Genomic DNA, 20,606 nt, shown 5'->3' with positions numbered 1-20,606 from the left:
GAGGGGTGGTTAGTGGAGTCCCACCGGGCTTCCGGAGACCCTCCCGGCTCCGCTTCCCGGCCGGGCGCCTCCGCCGGGGCGCTCACCCGGGGTTCCCGGCCGTGCCGGCACCGCTGTCGTCCGCGTCGCTCTCTCCTCCGCCGCCGCCACTGTCGCGGCCGCCGCTTCGCGGGGTGTCCCCGGGGCCGCTGTCGCCGTGGGCGCCCAACGCCTCCAGGACGGCGTTCACATACCGTTCGGCCGTGAGCTGGGGGACCCCCAGGTCCGCCGCCCCGGCTTCGAGCAGCGCCCGGACCTCGCGCCACTCCTCGGCACCGAGTCCTTGCCCACCGTCCTCCGGCCCGGAGCCCCGGGCCCCGGGCTCGGAGTCCGTCCGGCCCTCCGCGGTGCCGCGGCCGCGACGGCGCAGCAGCGGCATCAGCCGCTGCCGGGTGACGCGGCTCAGCCCGTTGACGGTTTGCTCTGCCACCTTGGCCGCCACGGCCGAGACCAGCAGCGATACCAGCCAGAGCACTTGGGGTGACCCCAGAGCCAGGTCCACTCCCATGCCCACCGGGGGGCGCAGGTGGCCGCCCCGGGCGGCCTTCCTCGGGTTCTTCCTGTACGCGGTGAGGATGTCGCCGAAGAACTCCCGCTCTCCCGGACAGGCCCGGCTCGACGCCTCCCGGCCGATAGCCGCGACGGCGGCCCATTCCTGCGGGCTGTGCTCGGGTTGCGGTAAGCGGGACCGTCTCCCGCCCGGTCTCCACCACGCGCCGACACCGCCACGTCGCGGCCATCGCATTCCCCGTGCTCCTCTCCGCCCCGGATCCCTGCTCCGCCCCCGCCGCGCCGGCCTGCGCGGCCGGGCACCGTACGGAGCAGCCGCTCCCCGGAACGGCGACCGGCAGAAGCGCCGGGGGAGCAGGGACGGCGAGCATAGAACCGCAGGTCGCCCCTACCGGCCGGTTCGCACAGCAGAAGGCCGGGACTGACTGGATGTTGTCGAACGTGACCGGTTGCGCCGGGGTTCGGAGGGCCTGCTCTCCCTCATGTGGTCGGAAGACTGCCGGCGCGGCCCCCGGGGCGGCTGTCCGTGTCCGTCCGCCTCAAGGCATCCCCTTCCACCGGCGGAGCTCCCGTGGTGAGGACGTCCCGGGGGAACAGACCTCTTCCACGGCAGCTCCGCCGTTCTGCCTGCCCGCGGGCCGTGACCGACAGGCCCCGCACGCGGCGGAAGGGTCCCGGGCCTAGAAGTCGTCGTCGAAGGAGACGGACCCCTCCACCGCGACCTGGTAGGCCGACGGCCGGCGTTCGAAGAAGTTGGTCAGCTCCTGCACCCCCTGCAGCTCCATGAAGGAGAACGGGTTCCGCGTCCCGTAGCGGACCGGCAGCCCGAGCCGGAGCAGCCGCTGGTCGGCGACGCACCGCAGATAATCGCGCATCGAATCGGTGTTCATGCCCGGCAGCCCCTCCCCGCAGAGATCACGGGCGAACTGCAGTTCCGCCTCGACCGCCTCCTCCAGCATCGCCGTGACCCGGCCGGCCAGTTCCTCGTCGAAGAGGTCCGGTTCCTCCTCGCGGACGGTGTCCACGACCGAGAAGGCGAAGTCCATGTGCAGGGACTCGTCGCGGAACACCCAGTTGGTGCCGGTCGCCAGCCCGTGCAGCAGCCCGCGGGAGCGGAACCAGTAGACGTAGGCGAAGGCCCCGTAGAAGAACAGCCCTTCGATGCAGGCCGCGAAGCAGATCAGGTTGAGCAGGAAGCGCCGCCGGTCGTCCCTGCTCTCCAGCCGGTCCAGCTTCTCCACCGAGTCCATCCACCGGAAGCAGAACTCGGCCTTCTCGCGAATCGAGGGGATGTTCTCGACGGCGGCGAAGGCGGCGGCGCGGTCGTCGTGGTTGGGGAGGTAGGTGTCCAGCAGCGTCAGATAGAACTGGACGTGCACCGCCTCCTCGAACAGCTGACGGGAGAGGTAGAGCCGCGCCTCGGGGGAGTTGATGTGCCGGTAGAGCGTGAGTACGAGATTGTTGGCGACGATCGAGTCCCCGGTGGCGAAGAAGGCGACGAGCCGCCCGATGAGATGACGCTCGCCGGGGGAGAGCCGGGCGAGGTCCGCCACGTCGGAGTGGAGATCGACCTCCTCCACGGTCCAGGTGTTCCTGATCGCGTCGCGGTAGCGCTCGTAGAAGCCCGGATAGCGCATCGGGCGCAGGGTCAGCTCGAACCCCGGGTCGAGCAGGTTCCGGGCGGCCGGTGCCGCTCCGGTGCCGGACGCGGCCGCGGCTGCCGCGGTCGTGGTGGTCGGTGTCGCTTCGGTGGTCACTGGCAGGCCTCGCAGGACTCGGGGTTCTCCAGGGAGCAGGCGGCCGCGTCCCCGCCGGCCGTCCGCTCCGCCGGAGCGGGAGCGGAAACGCCGACGGAGTCGGGACGGTGCGCCGGGACGGGGGCGGGTACGGGGTCAGGCGGCGCGGCCGCCGCATCGGCGGAACCGGCGGCCCGCGCGATCCGGGTGGCCGGGCGCGACCGCAGGTAGTAGGTGGTCTTGAGGCCCTTCCTCCACGCGTAGGCGTACATCGAGCTGAGCTTGCCGATGGTCGGCGAGGCCATGAAGAGGTTGAGCGACTGGCTCTGGTCCAGATACGGCGTGCGGGCCGCGGCCATGTCGATCAGCGCCCGCTGCGGCAGTTCCCAGGCGGTGCGGTAGCGGTCCCGCAGCCCGGCCGGGAGCCAGTCCAGCGCCTGGACGGAGCCGTTGCCGTCGCGCAGCGCCTCGCGGGTCCGCGCGTCCCAGCGGCCGAGCTCCTTGAGCTCCTCCACCAGATAGGTGTTGACCTGCAGGAACTCACCCGAGAGGGTCTCGCGCTTGAAGAGGTTCGACACCTGAGGCTCGACGCACTCGTACACCCCGGCGATGGAGGCGATCGTCGCGGTCGGGGCGATGGCGAGCAGCAGGGAGTTGCGCAGCCCCGTGGTGGCGATCCGGGCCCGCAGCGCCTCCCACCGCTCCGGCCACCGGGGCCGGACGCCGTAGTGGTCGGGGTGGAGCACGCCGCGCGAGGCGCGGGTGGAGGACCAGGCCGGGTGCGGACCGTGCCGTCCGGCGAGATCGCAGGAGGTCTCGTAGGCCGCGAGCATGATCCGCTCGGAGATCTCGGTGGAGAGCCGGGCCGCCGCGGGGGAGTCGAACGGCAGCCGCAGCCGGAAGAAGACGTCCTGCAGCCCCATCACCCCGAGTCCGACCGGGCGCCAGCGCCGGTTGGAGGCGGCGGCCTGCGGGGTGGGGTAGAAGTTGATGTCCACGACCCGGTCGAGGAAGGCCACGGCGGTGCGGACGGTGGCGTCCAGCCGCTCCCAGTCCATCGCCTCCGCCACCGCGGCCTCACCGGTACCGGCGTCCGCCGCGACATGGGCCGCGAGGTTGACCGACCCGAGATTGCAGACGGCGGTCTCCCCGTCGTCCGTGACCTCCAGGATCTCGGTGCAGAGATTCGAGGAGTGGACGACCTTGCCGGGCTCGGCGGTCTGGTTCGCGGTCCGGTTGGCGGCGTCCTTGAACGTCATCCAGCCGTTGCCGGTCTGCGCGAGCGTGCGCATCATCCGGGCGTACAACTGCCGTGCGGGCAGCCGCCGGACGGCGAGCCCGGCCTCCTCGGCCCGGCGGTAGGCCGCGTCGAACTCGGCGCCCCACAGGTCCGGCAGCGCGGGCACGTCGGAGGGGGAGAAGAGCGACCACTCGGCGTCGGCCTCCACCCGGCGCATGAACTCGTCCGGGATCCAGTTGGCCAGATTGAGATTGTGCGTGCGGCGGGCCTCCTCGCCGGTGTTGTCCCGCAGCTCCAGGAACTCCTCGATGTCGGCGTGCCAGGGCTCCAGGTAGACGCAGGCCGCTCCCTTCCGCCGGCCGCCCTGGTTGACGGCGGCGACGGAGGAGTCGAGCGTGCGCAGGAAGGGGACGATCCCGCCGGAGTGGCCGTTGGTGCCGCGGATCAGGGCGCCCCGGGAGCGGATCCGGCTGAACGGCAGGCCGATGCCGCCCGCGTGCTTGGAGAGCCGGGCGACCTGGTGGTAGCGCTCGTAGAGGGAGTCCAGCTCGTCGAGCGGGGAGTCCAGCAGATAGCAGGAGGACATCTGCGGGTGCCGGGTGCCGGAGTTGAAGAGGGTGGGGGAGCTGGGGAGGTAGTCCAGGCGGCTCATCAGCCGGTGGAGCGAGGCGACCTCGTCCACGGCCGCGGGCGAGTCGTCCGCGGCCAGCCCGCAGGCAACCCGGAGCAGGAAGTACTGCGGGGTCTCGATGACCTGCCGGCTCACCGGATGGCGCAGCAGGTAGCGGCTGTGCAGGGTCCGCAGCCCGAAGTAGCCGAAGCGGTCGTCGGCGCCGTCGGCGAGCGACATCTCCACCAGGGTGTTCAGCCGCGCCGCGTGCTCGCGTACGAAGGCGGCGGTGCGGTCGGCGATCAGGCCTTCCCGGTGGCCGGCCGCGATCGAGTCCGGGAAGGAGACCGCGCCCTGGCCGGCCGCCTCGTCCGCGATGGCACGGCTGAGGAGCCGGGCCGCCAGTCGCGAGTACACCGGGTCCTCGGAGATCAGCCCGGCCGCGGCCTCCGTCGCGAGCTCGCGCAACGCGGCCTCGTCCGCGCCGGGTTCGCGGCCGCGCAGCACGGCGGCGGCCACCCGGCCCGGGTCGGCGGCGGGCAGATCGGCCGTCAGCCCGGTGAGGAGGCGCAGCAGCGCGGTACCGGGGGCGTCCCGGCCGGCGGTCGCTGTGCCGCCGCTGTCGGCTGATGCGGGATCGGCGGGCGCGATGGTCACGGAGAACTCTCCCTCGCTCGGCAGGGCCGCGGTGACGGAGCGCGGGGCGCGTGCGGTCCCCGTGCGCCCGGAGGGGGCAGGAGACAGCGCGACGTCCACCGGCCCAATCCCCGGAGCCCGGACGGAATCGACGCCGGCTCGGTCGAGCCGGACGTGGCCGACGGCAGGCGCTCGGACTCGAAGGCAGGCGAAAGCCGCCTTCACACCGTTGCGGGACAGTTCAGGATTCGCACCGGATTCCCCTGGCGCGTCAGCGAGCATGAGCATACATCTTGTGTCGCTTTCCGCGAGCGGCACTAGATGTTGTGTATCCCGGCGCACGGGGGCGCTTTGCAGGGGAACACGTCCGAGGCCGCCCCCGGAGCGCGCGGTGAGCGGGAACCGGGCCGCCGGGAAGGGCGGGTGTTCCCATTCGGGATCCCGGAAAAGTCCTCCGCGCACCGGAGCGGCGTGCGGCCGGCAGCCCGGGGCGCACCCCGGCGCGCCCGGGCACGCCGATGGCCCCGGCGCGGGGCCGGGGCCATCGGGCGGTTCGGGCGGTTCGGCCGGAGCGGGGGCGTCAGCAGCAGCGGAAGCCCTCGCGGGGGTCGGCCTCACGGCCGTCCACGCGCTGCTTCTCGAACTCGCGGCGGCTCAACACCTTTGCGTCCGGATCACACTTCCGTGCGTGGGCGACGTACCGGTCGTAGGTGGCCTCCCCGGTCGCCTCCCGCCAGAGGAAGCGGATCCTGGCGGCCTTCTCCCTCAGCGCGGGGCTCACGAGGAACTCCCCGTGCCGGTGCTCTCCTTGCCGTCCGCGCCGGCACCGGCCGCGACGAGTTCGGCCTTCTCCTCCTTGGTGAGCCACAGGGCGGCCGGGGCCACGAGCTTCGACTCCACGTAGGGCACCTCCTCCAGTTTGGCCTGCGCGGGATTGCGGATCGCCTTGACGCATACCCGCCCGGCGTCGACGAGCACCACGACGACCAGCAGGAGGAAGAGGACGGAGAGGACGCCGTCCACCGTCGCGTTGGTGACGACGGTGTGCATGTCGCCCATGTCCTTGGCGGGCGGCAGCACCTTGCCGTCCTCGATGGCCTCCTGGTATATGGAGCGCTGTGTGAAGAAGCCGATCTTCGGGTCACCCGAGAAGATCTTCTGCCAGCTCGCCGTGAAGGTCACCACGACGTCCCAGGCCAGCGGGATACCGGTGACCCAGGCCCACTTGAGCCGTCCGGACTTGATGAGCAGCGTGGTGGCGACGGCCAGCGCGACGGCCGCCAGCAGCTGGTTGGCGATACCGAACAGCGGGAAGAGCTGGTAGATGCCGCCCAGCGGGTCGTGGACGCCGACCCAGAGGAAGTAGCCCCAGAGGCCGACGACGACCGCGCTCGCGATCCAGGCACCCGGCTTCCAGCTGACGTCCCGGAAGGGCTTGTAGACGTTGCCGAGCATGTCCTGGAGCATGAACCGGCCGACGCGGGTACCGGCGTCCACCGTGGTGAGGATGAACAGCGCCTCGAACATGATGGCGAAGTGGTACCAGAAGGCCTTCATCCCGGCGCCGCCGAAGACCGAGGAGAAGATCTCCGCCATACCGACGGCCAGTGTCGGGGCGCCGCCGGTCCGCGACAGCAGGGAGTCCTCCTCCACCGCCGCGGCGGCCGCGGCCAGATCACCGGGGGAGATGGTGTAGCCGAGGTTCGCGACCGCCTCGGAGGCGGACTGCACCGAGTCGCCGATCAGGCCGGCCGGTGAGTTCATCGCGAAGTAGAGGCCGGGGTCGATGATGGACGCGGCCACCAGGGCCATGATCGCCACGAAGGACTCCATCAGCATGGAGCCGTAGCCGATCATGCGGACCTGGGTCTCCTTCTGGATCATCTTCGGGGTGGTGCCCGAGGAGACCAGGGCGTGGAAGCCGGAGAGCGCGCCGCAGGCGATGGTGATGAAGACGAACGGGAAGAGCGAGCCGGCGAAGACCGGTCCGGCGCCCGAGCTCGCGAACTCGGTGACCGCGGGCATCTTCAGGGTCGGCAGGGCGAACGCCACCCCGAGGGCCAGCAGGACGATCGTGCCGATCTTCATGAAGGTGGACAGGTAGTCACGCGGGGCCAGCAGCATCCACACCGGCAGGACCGAGGCGAAGAAGCCGTAGACCACGAGCCAGATCACCAGGGTGCCGGGCTGCAGGGTGAAGGTCTCCGCCCACGAGGACTCGGCGACCCAGCTGCCGGAGATGATCGCGAGCAGCAGCAGCGCCACACCGATGACCGACACCTCGGTCACCCGGCCCGGGCGCAGCACCCGCAGGTAGAAGCCCATGAAGAAGGCGATCGGGATCGTCATCGCGATGGAGAAGGTGCCCCACGGCGAGTGCGCCAGGGCGTTGACGACGACGAGCGCCAGCACCGCCAGCAGGATGATCATGATGGCGAAGATGGCGATCAGAGCCGCGGCGCCGCCGAACGGGCCGATCTCCTCCCGGGCCATCTGCCCCAGCGACTTGCCGTCCCGGCGCATGGAGAAGAACAGCGTCACCATGTCCTGGACCGCGCCGGCGAAGATCACGCCGACGATGATCCATATGGTGCCGGGGAGGTAGCCCATCTGCGCGGCCAGCACGGGGCCCACCAGCGGGCCGGCTCCGGCGATGGCGGCGAAGTGGTGGCCGAGCAGCACGCGCCGGTCGGTGGGGTGGAAGTCGACACCGTTGTCGAGCCGCTCCGCCGGGGTGGCCCGTGTCTTGTCGGCCTTCAGGACGCGGTTGGCGATGAACCGGGAGTAGAAGCGGTAGGCGATGGCATAGGAACCGAGAGCGGCGGCGACCATCCAGGCGGCCGACACCTCCTCACCGCGCGAGAGGGCGAGGACGGCCCAGCCTGCCGCGCCGACGAGGGCCACAGCGGCCCAGACCGCGATCGATCCGGGGGTCATCCCGCGTTTCGCGGTGGTGGGCGGGGCTGCGGATGCTGACTCTGGCATGGGAGCGTCTCCGTTTTTTCCGGGAAGGATCTCCTGCGTAACGCGCAGGGAAATCTAGGGCAGCGCGCGGCCGATGGTCACTACGCCTGCATACCGGTACGGACACGTTGTGGAAACCATAGTCCGGCAGGCGGAATGGCTCGTGACTCTCCGCCCCGCCGTCCCGACCCGGCGACAGCCGGTGCCGGCCGGGCCCGCGAAGCCCCCGGAACCCGCGGCCCCCGGCTGTCTCAGCTCTTGGGGCGCTGGAGACGGGCGACGAACTTGTAACGGTCGCCCCGGTACACCGAGCGGACCCACTCCACCGGCGCCCCCTTCGCGTCGAAGGAGTGCCGGGAGAGCATCAGCATCGGCAGCCCGACGTCCGTCCCCAGCAGGCCGGCCTCCCGCGGGCTGGCGAGCGAGGTCTCGATCGTCTCCTCGGCCTCGGCCGGGCGCACTCCGTAGACCTCGGCCAGCGCGGTGTAGAGGGAGGTGTACTTCACCAGGCTGCGGCGGAGCGCGGGGAAGCGCTTGGCCGACAGATGCGTGGTCTCGATGGCCATCGGCTCACCGTTGGCCAGCCGGAGCCGTTCGATCCGCAGCACCCGGTCCCCGGTGGCGATGTCGAGCAGCCCGGCGAGCCGGTCGTCGGCGGTGACGTAGCCGATGTCGAGCAGCTGCGAGGCCGGCTCCAGCCCCTGGGCCCGCATGTCCTCGGTGTAGGAGGTGAGTTGGAGGGCCTGGGAGACCTTGGGCTTGGCGACGAAGGTGCCCTTGCCCTGGATGCGCTCCAGCCGGCCCTCCACGACGAGTTCCTGGAGCGCCTGGCGCACCGTGGTGCGCGAGGTGTCGAACTCGGTGGCGAGCGTGCGCTCCGGGGGGACCGGGCTGCCCGGGGGCAGGGTCTCGGTCATCTCCAGCAAGTGGCGCTTGAGCCGGTAGTACTTGGGCACCCGCGCGGGACGCCCGGTGCCCGCCGTGCCGCCCGGGCCGTTCTCGGCGCCCCCGTCGGTCTCCATCGTCAGCCTTCCCGACTCCTGGCCTGCTGCCGTCACCGGCTCCTCCGTACGTAGGGCTCACATCGTGGCACGGTCCGGCGTTCACGGTGCGCTGCCCCTGTGCGGCCGGAAGGTGCCGGGCCCCGTCACCGGGGACCGACAGCCCTCCTTATACACCTCCGGGATCTCCGCGGCGTTCCGGTCCGGACGGCGGGACACGGGCGTATTGGTCTAAACCAAATGAGGGTACCCTGATCGCGTCCGGCCCCGCGCCGGAGCGGCCGCCGCGGAGCACCGCGGCCGGCACTCCGGTGGCCCCAGAGCTACGGGAGGCACCCCGCATGTCCGCCAAGCAGCCGATCCGGTACCCCGAGCAGCCGGGCCGCATCATGGCCGGTGAGATCGCCGAACAGCCCGCCGTCCTGGCCCGGATCCTCGGCGAGGGCGCGGACGCGATCCGCGAGACCGCCCGCCGGGTCGCCGCCCGCCGGCCGCGCTTCGCGCTGCTGACCGCCCGCGGCACCTCCGACAACGCCGCCCTCTACGCCAAGTACCTGCTGGAGATCCGCCGGGGCATGCCCTGCGGTCTCACCTCGATGTCCACGACCACCGCCTACGGGGCCCGCCCGGACCTCACGGACGTCCTGGTCATCGCCGTCAGTCAGTCCGGCGGCTCACCCGATCTGGTGGCCTCCACGGAAGCCGCCCGCGCGGGCGGCGCGGTCACCGTGGCGGTGACCAACAACCCCTCCTCCCCCCTCGCGGCGGTGGCGGAGTTCCACATCGACATCCTCGCGGGGGCCGAGAAGGCCCTGCCGGCGACGAAGACCTACACCGCCGAACTGCTGGCGCTCTACCTCTTCACCGAGGGCCTGGCCGGCGGGGACGGCGCGGCGGCCGCGGTGCTGCCGGAGCTGGCCCGGCAGATCCTGGACCGTGCGGCCGAGGTGCGGACGCTGGCCGGCCGCTACCGCTTCGCGGAGCGCATGGTGCTCACCTCCCGCGGTTACGGCTATCCGACCGCCAAGGAGGCCGCCCTCAAGCTCATGGAGACCAGCTACATCCCCGCGCTCTCCTACTCCGGCGCGGATCTGCTGCACGGGCCGCTCGCCATGGTCGACAACGTCTCGCCGGTGATCGCCATCGTGCCGGAGGGCCGGGGCGGCGAGGCGCTGCGGCCGGTGCTGGACCGGCTCCGGGACCGGGGCGCCGACCTCGTCGTCATCGGCGGCAGCGAGCAGGTGAAGGCGGCCTCCGCGGGCTTCGCCCTGCCGACCGCCGGCGTCGCCGAGGAGGTGCAGCCGGTGCTGGAAATCCTGCCGCTGCAGATGCTCGCCCGCGAGGTGACGATCGCCCGGGGCCAGGACCCGGACGCTCCGCGCGCCCTGGCGAAGGTGACCGAGACCCGCTGACGAAGCCCGGGGGCGGGGCCGGGGAAGGCCCGGGGACGAGCGGACCGTGCGGCCCGCCCAAGGAAAGACCCGCGGGCCGCGGCGCCGGGACAGGACCCTCAACCTGTCCGGCACCGCAGCCCGGAGCTGTACCGGCCGGTGGTTTCCCGGGGTGTGCGGTCCCCCGGGGCCGTTTCCGGCCGACCGGAGACCCGGACGCGGTCAGGGCAGAGAGCGCCCCGGGTCTCGTATCCGCCCTCCTGTGCGGGGAGGGCAGAGGCTCTGTTCGATTGTCTCCCCACCATCTTGGACCGGACCTCCGCCACTGTCCAAGCCCGCAGGTCCGGAGCCCGTCCGGGTAGGCTCGCGGGTGTGCCGTCCATGAACGACCTCGTCCGCCAGCACACCGCGCTCGGTGACTCCGACCTGGAGTGGCTCCACCTTCTGGTGTCGGAGTGGCAGCTGCTCTCCGACCTCTCCTTCGCCGACCTGGTGCTGTGGGTGCCCACCCGGGACGGGACCCGCTATGTGTCCGTCGCCCAGATGAGGCCCAACACCGGGCCCACGTCCTATCAGAACGACATGGTCGGCCATCTGGTTCCCCGCGGCCGCCGCCCGATGCTGGACGCCGCCCTGGACGAGGGCCGCATCGTGCGGGAGGGCGACCCCGAGTGGCGCGAGGAGGTCCCCGTCCGGGTCGAGTCCATCCCCGTGCGCCGGGAGGGCCGGGTCCTCGGGGTGATCGCGCGCAACACCAATCTGCTGACCGTCCGCACGCCCAGCCGGCTGGAGCTCACCTACCTCCAGAGCGCCTCCGACCTCGCCCAGATGATCGCCGCGGGCGCCTTCCCCTTCCAGGACCAGCAGGGCGACATGGACGTCTCGCCCCGCGCCGGCGACGGGCTGATCCGGCTCGACGCCGACGGCATCGTCCAGTACGCCAGCCCCAACGCCCTCTCGGCCTACCACCGGCTGGGTCTCGCCGCCGACCTGGTCGGCCTCCACCTGGGCCGGGCCACCGCCGAACTCGCGCCCGCGCGCGGCCCGGTCGACGAGGCGGTGGCCAAACTGGCGAGCGGCTGGGCGCCACGGGACTTCGAGGTGGAGAGCGACCAGGGCGTCATCCAGCTGCGCTCCATCCCGCTGAAGCCCAAGGGCACCCGGATCGGTTCCCTGGTGCTGCTGCGCGACGTCACCGAACTGCGCCGCCGGGAGAGGGAGTTGCTCACCAAGGACGCCACCATCCGGGAGATCCACCACCGGGTGAAGAACAATCTTCAGACGGTCGCGGCGCTGCTGCGGCTCCAGGCCCGCCGTATGGACTCCGACCAGGGCCGGGAGGCGCTCGGGGAGGCCGTCCGCCGGGTCGGCTCGATCGCCATCGTCCACGAGACCCTCTCGCAGAACCTCGACGAGCGGGTGGAGTTCGACGAGATCGCCGACCGGGTGCTGGCGATGGTGGCCGAGATCTCCCCGGGGCGGGTCGTCTGCCGCCGCACCGGCCGGTTCGGGATACTCGACGCGGACGTCGCCACCCCGCTGTCGATGGTGCTGACCGAGGTGGTGCAGAACGCCCTGGAGCACGGCTTTCCGCCGGGGGCCCCGGGCCGGCGGGGGAAGCAGCAGGGCACGGTCGAGGTGTCCGCGGTGCGGGGCGGCGGCCGGGCCGACCCGCGGCTGCTGGTCACCGTCCAGGACGACGGCGCCGGTCTCCCGGCGGACTTCGACCCGCACCGCACCGGCAATCTGGGCCTGCAGATCGTCCGGACGCTGGTGGAGGGCGAGTTGGGCGGCACCTTCGACATGCGGCCGGCCCCGGAGGGCGGCACCCGGGTCCTGCTGGACATCCCGGTACGGGCCGAGGGCGCCGAGCGGAGGGTCCTTCCGCAGCCGGGGCGGCTCTGAACGGTCCGGCGCGGCCCGGCCGGGCGCACCCACCGGCCCCGTACCGTGCCGGGGCACAGCACTGAGCCCCGGCCGGGACCCGGCCGGGGCTCAAAGCTTTATGTGCAACGGGTACTGCGCGCTGCGACTCGGGGGGCGGGTGGTGCGTAACCGCTGGGATGACGTGGTGTCATCGGGAACACGCTCCGCCCGGGTGCAGGGGGCTTCAGGCGCTGGCGTTGCGCGCCCGGTTGCGAGCGGCGCGGCGCTTCATTGCGCGGCGCTCGTCCTCGCTGAGGCCACCCCACACACCGGAGTCCTGACCGGACTCCAGCGCCCACTGCAGGCACTGCTCCATGACGGGGCAGCGACGGCAGACGGCCTTGGCTTCCTCGATCTGCAGCAGCGCAGGACCGGTGTTGCCGATGGGGAAGAAGAGCTCGGGGTCTTCCTCGCGGCAAACGGCGCGGTGACGCCAGTCCATGGCTGCTCCATCTCCTTGTGATACTTGCTGATTGCTTGTGAATGTGAACGCTTTCACGAATCCCCCCGCGACAGAAGGGGCCGACGACCAGTTCCCTGGTGCGGTCCCAGCGGGATTGAGGAGGGGGGTTCGGGCTCTCAAGGGGGCCATGTGCGAGGCCGTCCCGATCGCCAGGAAGAGACTCGCAAACCTGGGCTGCGGATACAACCCCTTCCGGAAAGTTTTTTTTGATTCCTTGGTGTCGCCTCGGTCACAGCCTCACTTCCAGGGGGTGGAAGATGGCCTAAACGTTCGAGTGAAAGGACTTTCTGCGGTTCCGCTCACACAATCACACGCAGTGCACGCCGTACGCCTGTGAACGTCACGCTGGAACGCAGTCCCAGGTGGTCACCGTCCATCTGAAACGGCAGTTTCGCCTGCGAATGCAAGGTGAAGTCCGTCAGGTCGTGCAGTGACAGAGCGTGCTTGCCGTGCGGGCCCCTCCCGGGCGAGGACGTGAGCAGCTGGGTCCCGTACCGCGCCACCGCGGCGGCGGACAGACTGCTCAGTCCGAGCACGTCCAGCGCGGTGTCGAACGTCGCCCCGGGGGCGGCGTAGACCGGACGATTGCCCAGGTAGGTCCAGGGGGCGGTGTTGCAGACCACCGACAGCACCAACTCCCGTACGGGCGTGTGCCCCGGGCGGTCGAGCGTAATCGTGCCGCGGCCCCGGTGCGGGTCGCTGAAGAACTGGCGGAGCACCTGGCGCACATACAGAGCGTGTGTTGAACGCCGGCCTCGCTCGCGCTGCTGTTCGACTCGGCCGACGACTCCGGCGTCGAATCCGAACCCCGCGGTGAAAGTGAACCAGCGCGCCGGAACCGCCTCGTCCACCGTTCCGGGAGTTCCCGAGGCGAGACCCAGGCCGACCGTCCGTTCGTTTCCGTCACGCAATGCGTCCAGCAAAGCACCGGTCGCTTCCACCGCGTCATTGGGAAGTCCCAGAGCGCGGGCGAACACATTCGTGGAACCGCCCGGGACCACCGCGAGCCGGGGCAGGGAATCCGGGTCCGGGCCGCGGTGCAGCAGACCGTTCACGACCTCGTTGACGGTGCCGTCGCCGCCGAGCGCGACGACCAGTTCGACCTCACCGCTCTCGGCCGCCCGCCGGGCCAGGTCGCGGGCGTGCCCCCGGTACTCCGTCGTCGCCACCTCCAGTTTGAGGTCGCTCGCCAGGGCGTGGATCAGGACGTCCCGCGTGCGGGCGCTGGTGGTGGTGGCTGCCGGATTGACCACGAGGAGGGCGCGCATGCCGTGCACATTACCTACCTGCGGGTATACGGCACAGTCCGGACGGTGCCCCGCACCGGACGGGAAGAGGACGGCGGATACGCTGCTGAGGTGAGCAGTGAGCAGCGACCGTCCACCGGTGCATCATCTCCCGCCGCCCCCCGCCCGGCCCGGCTCTCCGCCGCCGCGGCCCTCTGTGCCGCCGAGGGCGTGGTGCTCGCCGGGTTCGGGGCGTATCTGCTCGTGATGGGGCTGCTCGGCGACCCGTCGAGCCCTCAGCAGGCGGAGATGGGCGGGCTGACCCTGCTGGCGCTGGCCGCGCTGCCGCTCGTCGCGGCCCGCGGACTGCTGCTGCGGCGGCGCTGGAGCCGCGGACCGGCGGTGATCACCCAGCTCATGGCCGTGCCGGTCGCCTGGACGCTGGTGGGCACCGGCGGCGCGATGATCGCCGCGGGGGCGGCGCTGGCCGCGGTGGCCGTCACCGTACTGGTGCTGCTGGTCAATCCGACGGCCACCGAGGCGCTGGGCGTGGGTCCCCGCAGCGAGCCCTGACGGGCCCGGGGCGGCGCCTATCGTGAGGGGCCGCCGCCCGCGGGTGGCGGCACACCGCGCCCCCCGTACGGAGCCGGGGGCGGCCCGCGGCGGTCACTCCTCGACGAGGAGCTTGTCCCGCAGCTGCGCCAGGGTGCGGGCCAGCAGCCGGGAGACGTGCATCTGCGAGATGCCGACCTCCTGCGCGATCTGAGACTGCGTCATATTGCCGAAGAAGCGCAGCAGCAGGATCTTCTTCTCCCGCGGCGGCAGCTCCTCCAGCAGGGGCTTGAGCGACTCGCGGTACTCCACGCCCTCCAGGGCGTCGTCCTCGGCGCCCAGGGTGTCGGCGACGGCCGGCGACTCCTCGTCCGTGTCCGGGACGTCCAGCGACAGGGTGCTGTAGGCGTTGGCGGACTCCAGGCCCTCCAGCACCTCCTCCTCCGAGATGCCGAGCTGGACGGCGAGTTCGTGGACGGTGGGGGAGCGGCCGTGCCGCTGGGACAGCTCGGCGGTGGCCGTGGTCAGCGACAGCCGGAGCTCCTGGAGCCGGCGCGGGACCCGCACCGCCCAGCCCTTGTCGCGGAAGTGCCGCTTGATCTCCCCGACCACCGTCGGGGTGGCGTAGGTGGAGAACTCCACGCCCCGGTCGGGGTCGAAGCGGTCCACCGATTTGATCAGGCCGATGGTGGCGACCTGGGTCAGATCGTCCAGCGGCTCGCCGCGGTTGCGGAACCGCCGGGCCAGGTGCTCCACCAGCGGCAGATGCATCCGCACCAGATGGTCGCGGAGTTCGGCGCGCTGCGGCGAGCCCTCGGGGAGACCGCGCAGCTCGATGAAGAGCGCGCGGGCACCGCTGCGGTCGTGCGGATCCGGCTGCTCCCCGCGGGCGTAGTCGTGCTCGCGCCCCGGGTGCCCGCCCTGGCCCTGCTCGCGCCGGGGCTGCTCCTGCCGCTGCTCCTGCTGATGCTGGTCCATGTGGTCCGCCCGCTCTGCCTGTTGCTCGGGGATGGCCGCCCTGGGCACCGCCCCCGCCGAGCGCCTCTCGTCCTGCACCGGCCCGCCCGTCCCCTCCGTCACGGCTGACCGGGACCCGCGCCGCGCTTCTTGTGCAGTCCGATGCTCACCGTGCGGTCCTCGGCGACCGTGGAGTCCACCTCACCGGCGAGCGCGGAGAGCACCGTCCAGGCGAAGGTGTCGCGCTCGGGGGCGCGGCCGTCGGTCGTCGGGGCCGAGACGGTCACCCGCAGCGAATCCCCGACCAGGCGGAAGACGCAGCTGAGCACGGAACCCGGCACCGCCTGCTGCAGCAGGATCGCGCAGGCCTCGTCGACCGCGATGCGCAGATCCTCGATCTCGTCGAGGGTGAAGTCCAATCGGGCCGCGAGGCCCGCCGTGGCCGTCCGCAGCACGGAAAGATAGGCACCCGCGGCGGGCAGCCGGACTTCCACGAAGTCCTGGTTCCCGGGCTCACCTGCGATGTGGGACACCCTCACCTCCAAGGTGACAAGCTCTTCGAGCTGATCGAGCGCCGGACCGCGCGCTTCACGCGAGGGCGGAACCGGCGCAGCACATGGTTCGTCTGCGACGCTATCGTGATCTGTGGGCCGGTGTCGCCTGCTCGGGGGGCGCAGGGCACACGGGGCCGCCCTCCAACGGCCGGTCGGAGCCCGCGGTCCGGTGAACGTCACTCATTGTAAACACGTCTCTACGGACAGTGGCTAGGGGTGCGGCGGTCCCAATTCCCGTCATCCGGCCCGGGATTCAACCCGCGGGGCCGGGGGCGGCCGTCGCCACTGGTCAGCCGGGTCCGGTGAGAACGGCCGCGATCACCGTGCCCCGGGGGAACGCGCCCTCTTCGGTCAGCGACAACAGTCCGTAGAACATTTTGGCGACGTACAGTGACTCCAGGATAACCCCGTGCCGGGCGGAGAAGTCCTCCGCGAACGCCCGCAGTCGGGGCGGGACCTTCGCGTAGCCGCCGCAGTGGAAACGGTGCTCCACCCGCCAGTCGCCCCGGCGGGCGCCGAACGCCTCGCGCTGCAGGCGCTCGACCTCGTCGTCCAGGAAACCGCCCTTCAGCACCGCGAAACCCAGGGCCCGTTGACCGGGCGCCAGCCCCGCCGCCAGCCCGGCGAGGGTGCCGCCGGTGCCGCAGGGGACCGCCACCACATCGGCCCGGCCCCGCAGTTCGCGGCCCAGGTCCGTGCAGCCGTGCACGGCGAGGGCGTTGCTGCCGCCCTCCGGTACGAGATGGAAGGGGCCGAACCGCTCCCGCAGCTCCGCGACGAACTCCGGTGCGGTCTTGCGCCGGTAGGCGGCCCGGTCGAGGAAGACCAGCCGCATCCCGTCGGCGGCGCAGCGTTCCAGGGACGGGTTGAGCGGGCGGTCCGCCAGCTCGTCGCCCCGTACGACACCGATGGTGGCCAGGCCCAGCAGCCGGCCGGCCGCGGCGGTGGCCCGGAGATGGTGGGAGTAGGCGCCGCCGAAGGTGAGGAGGGCGGTGTGGCCGCGCTCGGCGGCGGCGCGCAGATTCGGGGCGAGCTTGCGCCACTTGTTGCCGGGCAGCTCGGGGTGGATGAGGTCGTCCCGCTTGAGCAGCAGCCGCACGCCGTGGCGCGCGAAGCGCTCGTCCCCGGCCGGGCGCAGCGGTGACGGCAGCCGGGGCCGCAGGGCACCGGGGCCGGAAGTGCGGCCGGGCGGGGTGCCGGGAGCGGCGGGGAGGGACGGACACCGGACCATTGTCGCCCGGCGCCGGCGTGGGACGCGCGGGCGGGGCCGGCGGCCGCGGACCACGGCGCCCGGGCCGGACGGAGCGCCCGTGGCCGGGACGGAGCCGCCCGGTCCGGACGGCGGCACCGCCGGGGCGCGCCGCGGCCCGGGGCGGGCGCCGCGGGCTCAGCCCCGCAGGACCCCGTCGCCGTGGGTCGCGATGTGCTGCTCCAGCGCCGCCATCGCCTGCCGGGTGGCCTCCGGGGAGCCGGAGCGGCGCTGCTCGGCGTAGTACGCCGCGCCGAGCTTCTTCAGCAGATCGGCACCGGCGCGCTGGGTCTGCACCTCGTCGAGCTTCTGCTTGCCCTGCGTGAGCCCGCGCTGCGCCTGCTCCTTGGCGCGGTCCAGAAACCCTGCCATGTGCTGCCTCCTGCGATCGGTGCGGCGGGGGCGGCCGGGCCGGTGCGCCACCCCTCGTCCCCTCAACGCGGGGGCCGGGCCGGACGTTCCCCGTGTCGCCCGGACGGAGGAGCACCGCTCCGCCCGGTCCGGCCCGTGGCGGCGGAGCCGCCGGGTCCTACGGGCAGTGGATGACCTGGCCCGCGTACGACAGATTGCCGCCGAAGCCGAACAGCAGGACGGGAGCGCCCTGTTCGATCTCTCCGCGCTCCACCAGCTTCGACAGTGCCAGCGGGATGCTGGCGGCCGAGGTGTTGCCGGAGTCCACCACGTCCCGCGCGATCACGGCGTTGACCGCTCCGAGTTTACGGGCGAGCGGCTCGATGATCCGCAGGTTCGCCTGGTGCGGCACCACCGCCGCCAGGTCCTCGGGCCGCACCCCGGCGCGGTCGCACACCCGGCGCGCGATCGGCGGCAACTGGGTCGTGGCCCAGCGGTAGACGGTCTGCCCCTCCTGCGCGAAGCGGCTCGGGGTGCCCTCGATGCGCACGGCACCGCCCATCTCCGGCACCGAGCCCCACACGACCGGCCCGATGCCCGGCTCCGCCGCCGCGGTCACCACCGCGGCGCCGGCGCCGTCCCCGGTGAGCACGCAGGTGGTGCGGTCCGTCCAGTCGGTCACGTCGGTGAACTTCTCGGCGCCGATCACCAGTGCCGCGCTGGCCGCGCCGGCCCGTATGGCGTGGTCCGCGGTGGCCAGGGCGTGGGTGAAGCCCGCGCAGACCACGTTGAGGTCCATGGTGGCGGGGGAGGGGAGGCCGAGCCGGGCGGCGACGCGGGCGGCCGTGTTGGGGCTGCGGTCGACGGCCGTGCAGGTGGCGACGAGGACCAGGTCCACGTCGGCGGCGGCGAGACCGGAGCTTGCCAGCGCCTTGGCGGCCGCTGCGGCGGCCATCTGGTCCACGGTCTCGTCGGGACGCGCCACATGGCGCGTGCGGATGCCGACCCGGCTGCGGATCCACGCGTCGTCCGTGTCGACCATGGCCGCCAGATCGTCGTTGGTCAGCACGGCGGCGGGCTGGTGGTGGCCGAGAGCCAGGACGCGTGAACCCGTCAAGGGGTCCCCCTTCGTATCCGGCGGCACCGGTCGGACGACGGTGCCGGGTGCGGTGGGCACCGCCCCACCATCCTGGGCGCCCGGACCCCCGTGACCGGGTACGCGTTCGGCCAAGGATCCGGGCACAGAACTGGCGCGACCCGCCAGCGGGGCGCTCAGGTGCGGGCACCGTGGCGGCGCAGCGCCTCGGCCAGCGTGGGGACGGGGCGGAAGCGGTGGTCGAGGCCGGTGATGCCCAGGATGCGCAGGAGGCCCGGCCGGTCGCAGACCAGGGCGAGGCGTCCGCCCTGGGCGTGGACGCGGCGGTGGACACGGCACAGCAGGCTCAGCCCGGAGGCGTCGAGGAACGTGACCGGGCTGAGGTCGATGACGAGCCGGGGCTCGGCCGTGGCGGTGGCCCGGTCGAGGTGCGGGGCGGCGTCGAGGGCCGCGGCGATGTCCATCTCGCCGCGGAGCTCGACGACCGTGCAGCCGCCCGTCCGGTAGGTGGCCATGTGCCGACTGGGCTTCGGGGTCAGCTGAACTCTCCTGTTCGGGCCACGCGCCGGACCCTTCCGCCCGGTCCTCCGCGCGTGGCTGTGCGAATCCCCGGAACGGCCGGCGCCGCGCCCCCGGTCCGGCGGACCGGCCCGCCCCGGTCGTACGGCACCGGCGGGCGGACGGGCCGCGGACGGCCCAGGGGAAGGGGTGACGTACCGTCACCGTAGCGGTACAGCACGGGAGGACGGGAGCGCAGAAACGGTCTTCGGCCGGGAAATTACATCCGTGTAGGTGATTTTCCCTACTTGGCATTGACGAAGGCCCGAAGGTCTGACCGTGTCGCCCGAGGCGCCCTGGAGGGCGGGTGCCGGACGTCCTACCGTGAAACCCACGAGACCCTGGAGGCAGCAGAAGATGTCATTGATCCCCACCGCCGCACCGACCCCGGGCATACGGCGCGCCGGAGCGGACGACCGCACCTGGGTCGCCTCCCTCCTGGGCGAGGCGTTCATGGAGGACCCGGTCAGCAGCTGGGTCTTCCCGGAGGCGGAGCAGCGCCGCGCGCTCCACCCGGCCTTCTTCGGCGTCTTCCTCGACGCCGCCCTGGAGGAGGGCTCGGTGGAGGTCACCGACGACGGCTCGGCGGCCGCCCTCTGGCTGTCCGTCCCGGCCGTGGCCGAGGCGGACGTCCCGGCCGCGATCGCGGAGGACGAGAAGGCCGCCGCCCTCATGCGCGCGGTGAGCGACCCCGCCAACGAGCGGACGGAGGCGGTCGGCCGGCTGACCGCCCGGGTGCACCCCCGGCACCGGGAGCACCGGTATCTGATGCTCATCGGGGTCGACCCCGGCCGGCAGGGACAGGGGATCGGCAGCGCGCTCCTGGGGCCCGCGCTGCGGCACTGCGACAGCGCGGGACTGCCCGCCTACCTGGAGGCCAGCAGCGCCCGCAGCCGCTCGCTGTACGAGCGCGAGGGCTTCGTGTTCACCGGCCGGACCGTCGACCTGCCGGACGGCCCCCCGATGTGGCCCATGTGGCGCGAGCCGCGCGGCTGAGAGCGGGGGAGGAAGCCCGCACCCGGTCCATCGCGGCCGCCGGGGTCGGCGGCCGGTGGACCGGGTGCGGGCGGGAGGACCGGCGGCCGGGCGAACCGCGGGCCGGAACCCTGACCGGTGGTCAGGCCTTCTTGGTCTCCCAGAAGATCTTGTCGATCTCGGCGATGAGGTCGAGCAGCTTCTGTCCGGTCGCCGGGTCCGTCGAGGCCTTGGCGGCGCTCGCAGCCTTGAGGGCGTCGTTCACCAGCTGGTGGAGCTGCGGGTACTTCTCGAAGTGCGGCGGCTTGAAGTAGTCGCTCCACAGCACGGAGATGTGGTGCTTGGCGAGCTCCGCGCGCTCCTCCTTGATGACGGTGGCGCGGGTGCGGTAGTGGGGGTCGTCGTTGGCCTGGTACTTCTCCTGGATGGCCTTGACGGACTCGGCCTCGACGCGGGCCTGGGCCGGGTCGTACACGCCGCAGGGCAGGTCGCAGTGGGCGCTGACCTTGACCGTCGGGGCGAACAGGCGGGAGAGCATGTAGCTGTCCTTCCTCGTGATCGTCTTCTCAGGT

The 20,606-nt window shown here is 72.4% G+C and carries 19 protein-coding genes and 1 riboswitch; of the genes, 4 read left to right on the top strand and 15 right to left on the bottom strand.

The window, feature by feature from the left end; all coding sequences use genetic code 11:
• Positions 1 to 82: 82 nt before the first annotated feature.
• From E4N63_RS10550 to E4N63_RS10525, 6 genes are all read right to left on the bottom strand, one after another.
• Complete coding sequence (locus tag E4N63_RS10550; RefSeq protein ID WP_230240508.1) at positions 83 to 547, bottom strand: hypothetical protein; 465 nt, start codon at positions 545 to 547, stop codon at positions 83 to 85.
• Between the two features lie 682 nt (positions 548 to 1,229).
• The gene (locus tag E4N63_RS10545; RefSeq protein ID WP_230242432.1) at positions 1,230 to 2,186 is read right to left on the bottom strand and encodes a ribonucleotide-diphosphate reductase subunit beta; all 957 of its coding nucleotides are present in this window, start codon (positions 2,184 to 2,186) and stop codon (positions 1,230 to 1,232) included.
• A gap of 116 nt (positions 2,187 to 2,302) precedes the next feature.
• Positions 2,303 to 4,792: a ribonucleoside-diphosphate reductase subunit alpha gene (locus E4N63_RS10540; RefSeq protein WP_230240507.1), complete on the bottom strand. Its 2,490-nt coding sequence runs from the start codon at positions 4,790 to 4,792 to the stop codon at positions 2,303 to 2,305.
• Between the two features lie 144 nt (positions 4,793 to 4,936).
• Positions 4,937 to 5,069, bottom strand: a riboswitch (cobalamin riboswitch).
• 282 nt (positions 5,070 to 5,351) lie between these two features.
• Positions 5,352 to 5,552, bottom strand: a complete 201-nt coding sequence (locus tag E4N63_RS10535) for a YbdD/YjiX family protein (protein ID WP_230240506.1) — start codon at positions 5,550 to 5,552, stop codon at positions 5,352 to 5,354.
• Positions 5,549 to 7,756 carry a carbon starvation CstA family protein gene (locus E4N63_RS10530; RefSeq protein WP_308188675.1) on the bottom strand — a complete coding sequence of 736 codons (2,208 nt, stop codon included), beginning with the start codon at positions 7,754 to 7,756 and terminating at the stop codon, positions 5,549 to 5,551. The genes E4N63_RS10535 and E4N63_RS10530 overlap by 4 nt, the downstream gene beginning before the upstream one ends.
• 230 nt (positions 7,757 to 7,986) lie before the next feature.
• The gene (locus E4N63_RS10525) at positions 7,987 to 8,757 is read right to left on the bottom strand and encodes a GntR family transcriptional regulator (protein WP_125623267.1); all 771 of its coding nucleotides are present in this window, start codon (positions 8,755 to 8,757) and stop codon (positions 7,987 to 7,989) included.
• Between the two features lie 320 nt (positions 8,758 to 9,077).
• On the opposite strand from E4N63_RS10525, the gene E4N63_RS10520 reads away from it, so the two are divergent.
• Positions 9,078 to 10,148, top strand: a complete 1,071-nt coding sequence (locus E4N63_RS10520; protein ID WP_125623245.1) for an SIS domain-containing protein — start codon at positions 9,078 to 9,080, stop codon at positions 10,146 to 10,148.
• Positions 10,149 to 10,508: 360 nt separating this feature from the next.
• Complete coding sequence (locus E4N63_RS10515) at positions 10,509 to 12,032, top strand: PAS domain-containing sensor histidine kinase (protein WP_125622969.1); 1,524 nt, start codon at positions 10,509 to 10,511, stop codon at positions 12,030 to 12,032.
• A gap of 205 nt (positions 12,033 to 12,237) precedes the next feature.
• On the opposite strand, the gene E4N63_RS10510 is transcribed toward E4N63_RS10515, so the two are convergent.
• Both E4N63_RS10510 and E4N63_RS10505 read right to left on the bottom strand, forming a co-directional pair.
• Positions 12,238 to 12,495, bottom strand: a complete 258-nt coding sequence (locus E4N63_RS10510) for a WhiB family transcriptional regulator (protein WP_003983230.1) — start codon at positions 12,493 to 12,495, stop codon at positions 12,238 to 12,240.
• A 320-nt stretch (positions 12,496 to 12,815) separates the two neighbouring features.
• The gene (locus E4N63_RS10505; RefSeq protein ID WP_125622966.1) at positions 12,816 to 13,784 is read right to left on the bottom strand and encodes a diacylglycerol kinase family protein; all 969 of its coding nucleotides are present in this window, start codon (positions 13,782 to 13,784) and stop codon (positions 12,816 to 12,818) included.
• A gap of 90 nt (positions 13,785 to 13,874) precedes the next feature.
• Here E4N63_RS10505 and E4N63_RS10500 point away from each other — a divergent pair, with 90 nt between their 5' ends.
• Positions 13,875 to 14,315: a hypothetical protein gene (locus E4N63_RS10500; protein ID WP_125622965.1), complete on the top strand. Its 441-nt coding sequence runs from the start codon at positions 13,875 to 13,877 to the stop codon at positions 14,313 to 14,315.
• A gap of 93 nt (positions 14,316 to 14,408) precedes the next feature.
• Here the strand turns inward: E4N63_RS10500 and E4N63_RS10495 are convergent, their stop codons facing one another.
• The 6 genes from E4N63_RS10495 to E4N63_RS10470 form a co-directional block, all read right to left on the bottom strand.
• Positions 14,409 to 15,272: an RNA polymerase sigma factor SigF gene (locus E4N63_RS10495; protein WP_267134227.1), complete on the bottom strand. Its 864-nt coding sequence runs from the start codon at positions 15,270 to 15,272 to the stop codon at positions 14,409 to 14,411.
• Positions 15,273 to 15,370: 98 nt separating this feature from the next.
• Complete coding sequence (locus E4N63_RS10490; RefSeq protein WP_019710113.1) at positions 15,371 to 15,784, bottom strand: anti-sigma regulatory factor; 414 nt, start codon at positions 15,782 to 15,784, stop codon at positions 15,371 to 15,373.
• A 310-nt stretch (positions 15,785 to 16,094) separates the two neighbouring features.
• Positions 16,095 to 17,036 (bottom strand): 1-aminocyclopropane-1-carboxylate deaminase/D-cysteine desulfhydrase, encoded by a 942-nt coding sequence (locus E4N63_RS10485; protein WP_230240505.1) that lies wholly within the window; start codon positions 17,034 to 17,036, stop codon positions 16,095 to 16,097.
• A gap of 156 nt (positions 17,037 to 17,192) precedes the next feature.
• The gene (locus E4N63_RS10480) at positions 17,193 to 17,426 is read right to left on the bottom strand and encodes a hypothetical protein (protein ID WP_019710111.1); all 234 of its coding nucleotides are present in this window, start codon (positions 17,424 to 17,426) and stop codon (positions 17,193 to 17,195) included.
• 157 nt (positions 17,427 to 17,583) lie between these two features.
• Positions 17,584 to 18,522: a beta-ketoacyl-ACP synthase III gene (locus tag E4N63_RS10475; RefSeq protein WP_125622963.1), complete on the bottom strand. Its 939-nt coding sequence runs from the start codon at positions 18,520 to 18,522 to the stop codon at positions 17,584 to 17,586.
• A gap of 155 nt (positions 18,523 to 18,677) precedes the next feature.
• Positions 18,678 to 19,016 carry an STAS domain-containing protein gene (locus E4N63_RS10470; RefSeq protein ID WP_125622962.1) on the bottom strand — a complete coding sequence of 113 codons (339 nt, stop codon included), beginning with the start codon at positions 19,014 to 19,016 and terminating at the stop codon, positions 18,678 to 18,680.
• Between the two features lie 400 nt (positions 19,017 to 19,416).
• Here E4N63_RS10470 and E4N63_RS10465 point away from each other — a divergent pair, with 400 nt between their 5' ends.
• Positions 19,417 to 20,055, top strand: a complete 639-nt coding sequence (locus E4N63_RS10465) for an N-acetyltransferase (RefSeq protein ID WP_039822369.1) — start codon at positions 19,417 to 19,419, stop codon at positions 20,053 to 20,055.
• A gap of 121 nt (positions 20,056 to 20,176) precedes the next feature.
• On the opposite strand, the gene sodN is transcribed toward E4N63_RS10465, so the two are convergent.
• Entirely contained in the window at positions 20,177 to 20,572 is a 396-nt protein-coding gene (gene sodN / locus E4N63_RS10460) for a superoxide dismutase, Ni (RefSeq protein ID WP_030545080.1), read from the bottom strand.
• Between the last annotated feature and the right edge of the window lie 34 nt (positions 20,573 to 20,606).

Source organism: Streptomyces sp. MNU89 (assembly GCF_020982505.1).
Taxonomy (GTDB): domain Bacteria; phylum Actinomycetota; class Actinomycetes; order Streptomycetales; family Streptomycetaceae; genus Streptomyces; species Streptomyces xinghaiensis.
Note: the sequence above shows the minus strand (reverse complement) of the source record. Positions and strands in the feature narration are given on the sequence as shown.

What these genes read in the sequence shown, in the direction of transcription:
- E4N63_RS10485 (WP_230240505.1), bottom strand. Translation starts at nt 17,036, where the DNA reads ATGGTCCGGTGTCCGTCCCTCCCCGCCGCTCCCGGCACCCCGCCCGGC.
- E4N63_RS10520 (WP_125623245.1), top strand. Translation starts at nt 9,078, where the DNA reads ATGTCCGCCAAGCAGCCGATCCGGTACCCCGAGCAGCCGGGCCGCATC.
- E4N63_RS10480 (WP_019710111.1), bottom strand. Translation starts at nt 17,426, where the DNA reads ATGGCAGGGTTTCTGGACCGCGCCAAGGAGCAGGCGCAGCGCGGGCTC.
- E4N63_RS10545 (WP_230242432.1), bottom strand. Translation starts at nt 2,186, where the DNA reads ATGCGCTATCCGGGCTTCTACGAGCGCTACCGCGACGCGATCAGGAAC.
- E4N63_RS10530 (WP_308188675.1), bottom strand. Translation starts at nt 7,756, where the DNA reads ATGCCAGAGTCAGCATCCGCAGCCCCGCCCACCACCGCGAAACGCGGG.
- E4N63_RS10510 (WP_003983230.1), bottom strand. Translation starts at nt 12,495, where the DNA reads ATGGACTGGCGTCACCGCGCCGTTTGCCGCGAGGAAGACCCCGAGCTC.
- E4N63_RS10505 (WP_125622966.1), bottom strand. Translation starts at nt 13,784, where the DNA reads ATGCGCGCCCTCCTCGTGGTCAATCCGGCAGCCACCACCACCAGCGCC.
- E4N63_RS10515 (WP_125622969.1), top strand. Translation starts at nt 10,509, where the DNA reads ATGAACGACCTCGTCCGCCAGCACACCGCGCTCGGTGACTCCGACCTG.
- E4N63_RS10470 (WP_125622962.1), bottom strand. Translation starts at nt 19,016, where the DNA reads ATGGCCACCTACCGGACGGGCGGCTGCACGGTCGTCGAGCTCCGCGGC.
- E4N63_RS10465 (WP_039822369.1), top strand. Translation starts at nt 19,417, where the DNA reads ATGTCATTGATCCCCACCGCCGCACCGACCCCGGGCATACGGCGCGCC.
- E4N63_RS10495 (WP_267134227.1), bottom strand. Translation starts at nt 15,272, where the DNA reads ATGGACCAGCATCAGCAGGAGCAGCGGCAGGAGCAGCCCCGGCGCGAG.
- E4N63_RS10550 (WP_230240508.1), bottom strand. Translation starts at nt 547, where the DNA reads ATGGGAGTGGACCTGGCTCTGGGGTCACCCCAAGTGCTCTGGCTGGTA.
- sodN (WP_030545080.1), bottom strand. Translation starts at nt 20,572, where the DNA reads ATGCTCTCCCGCCTGTTCGCCCCGACGGTCAAGGTCAGCGCCCACTGC.
- E4N63_RS10525 (WP_125623267.1), bottom strand. Translation starts at nt 8,757, where the DNA reads ATGGAGACCGACGGGGGCGCCGAGAACGGCCCGGGCGGCACGGCGGGC.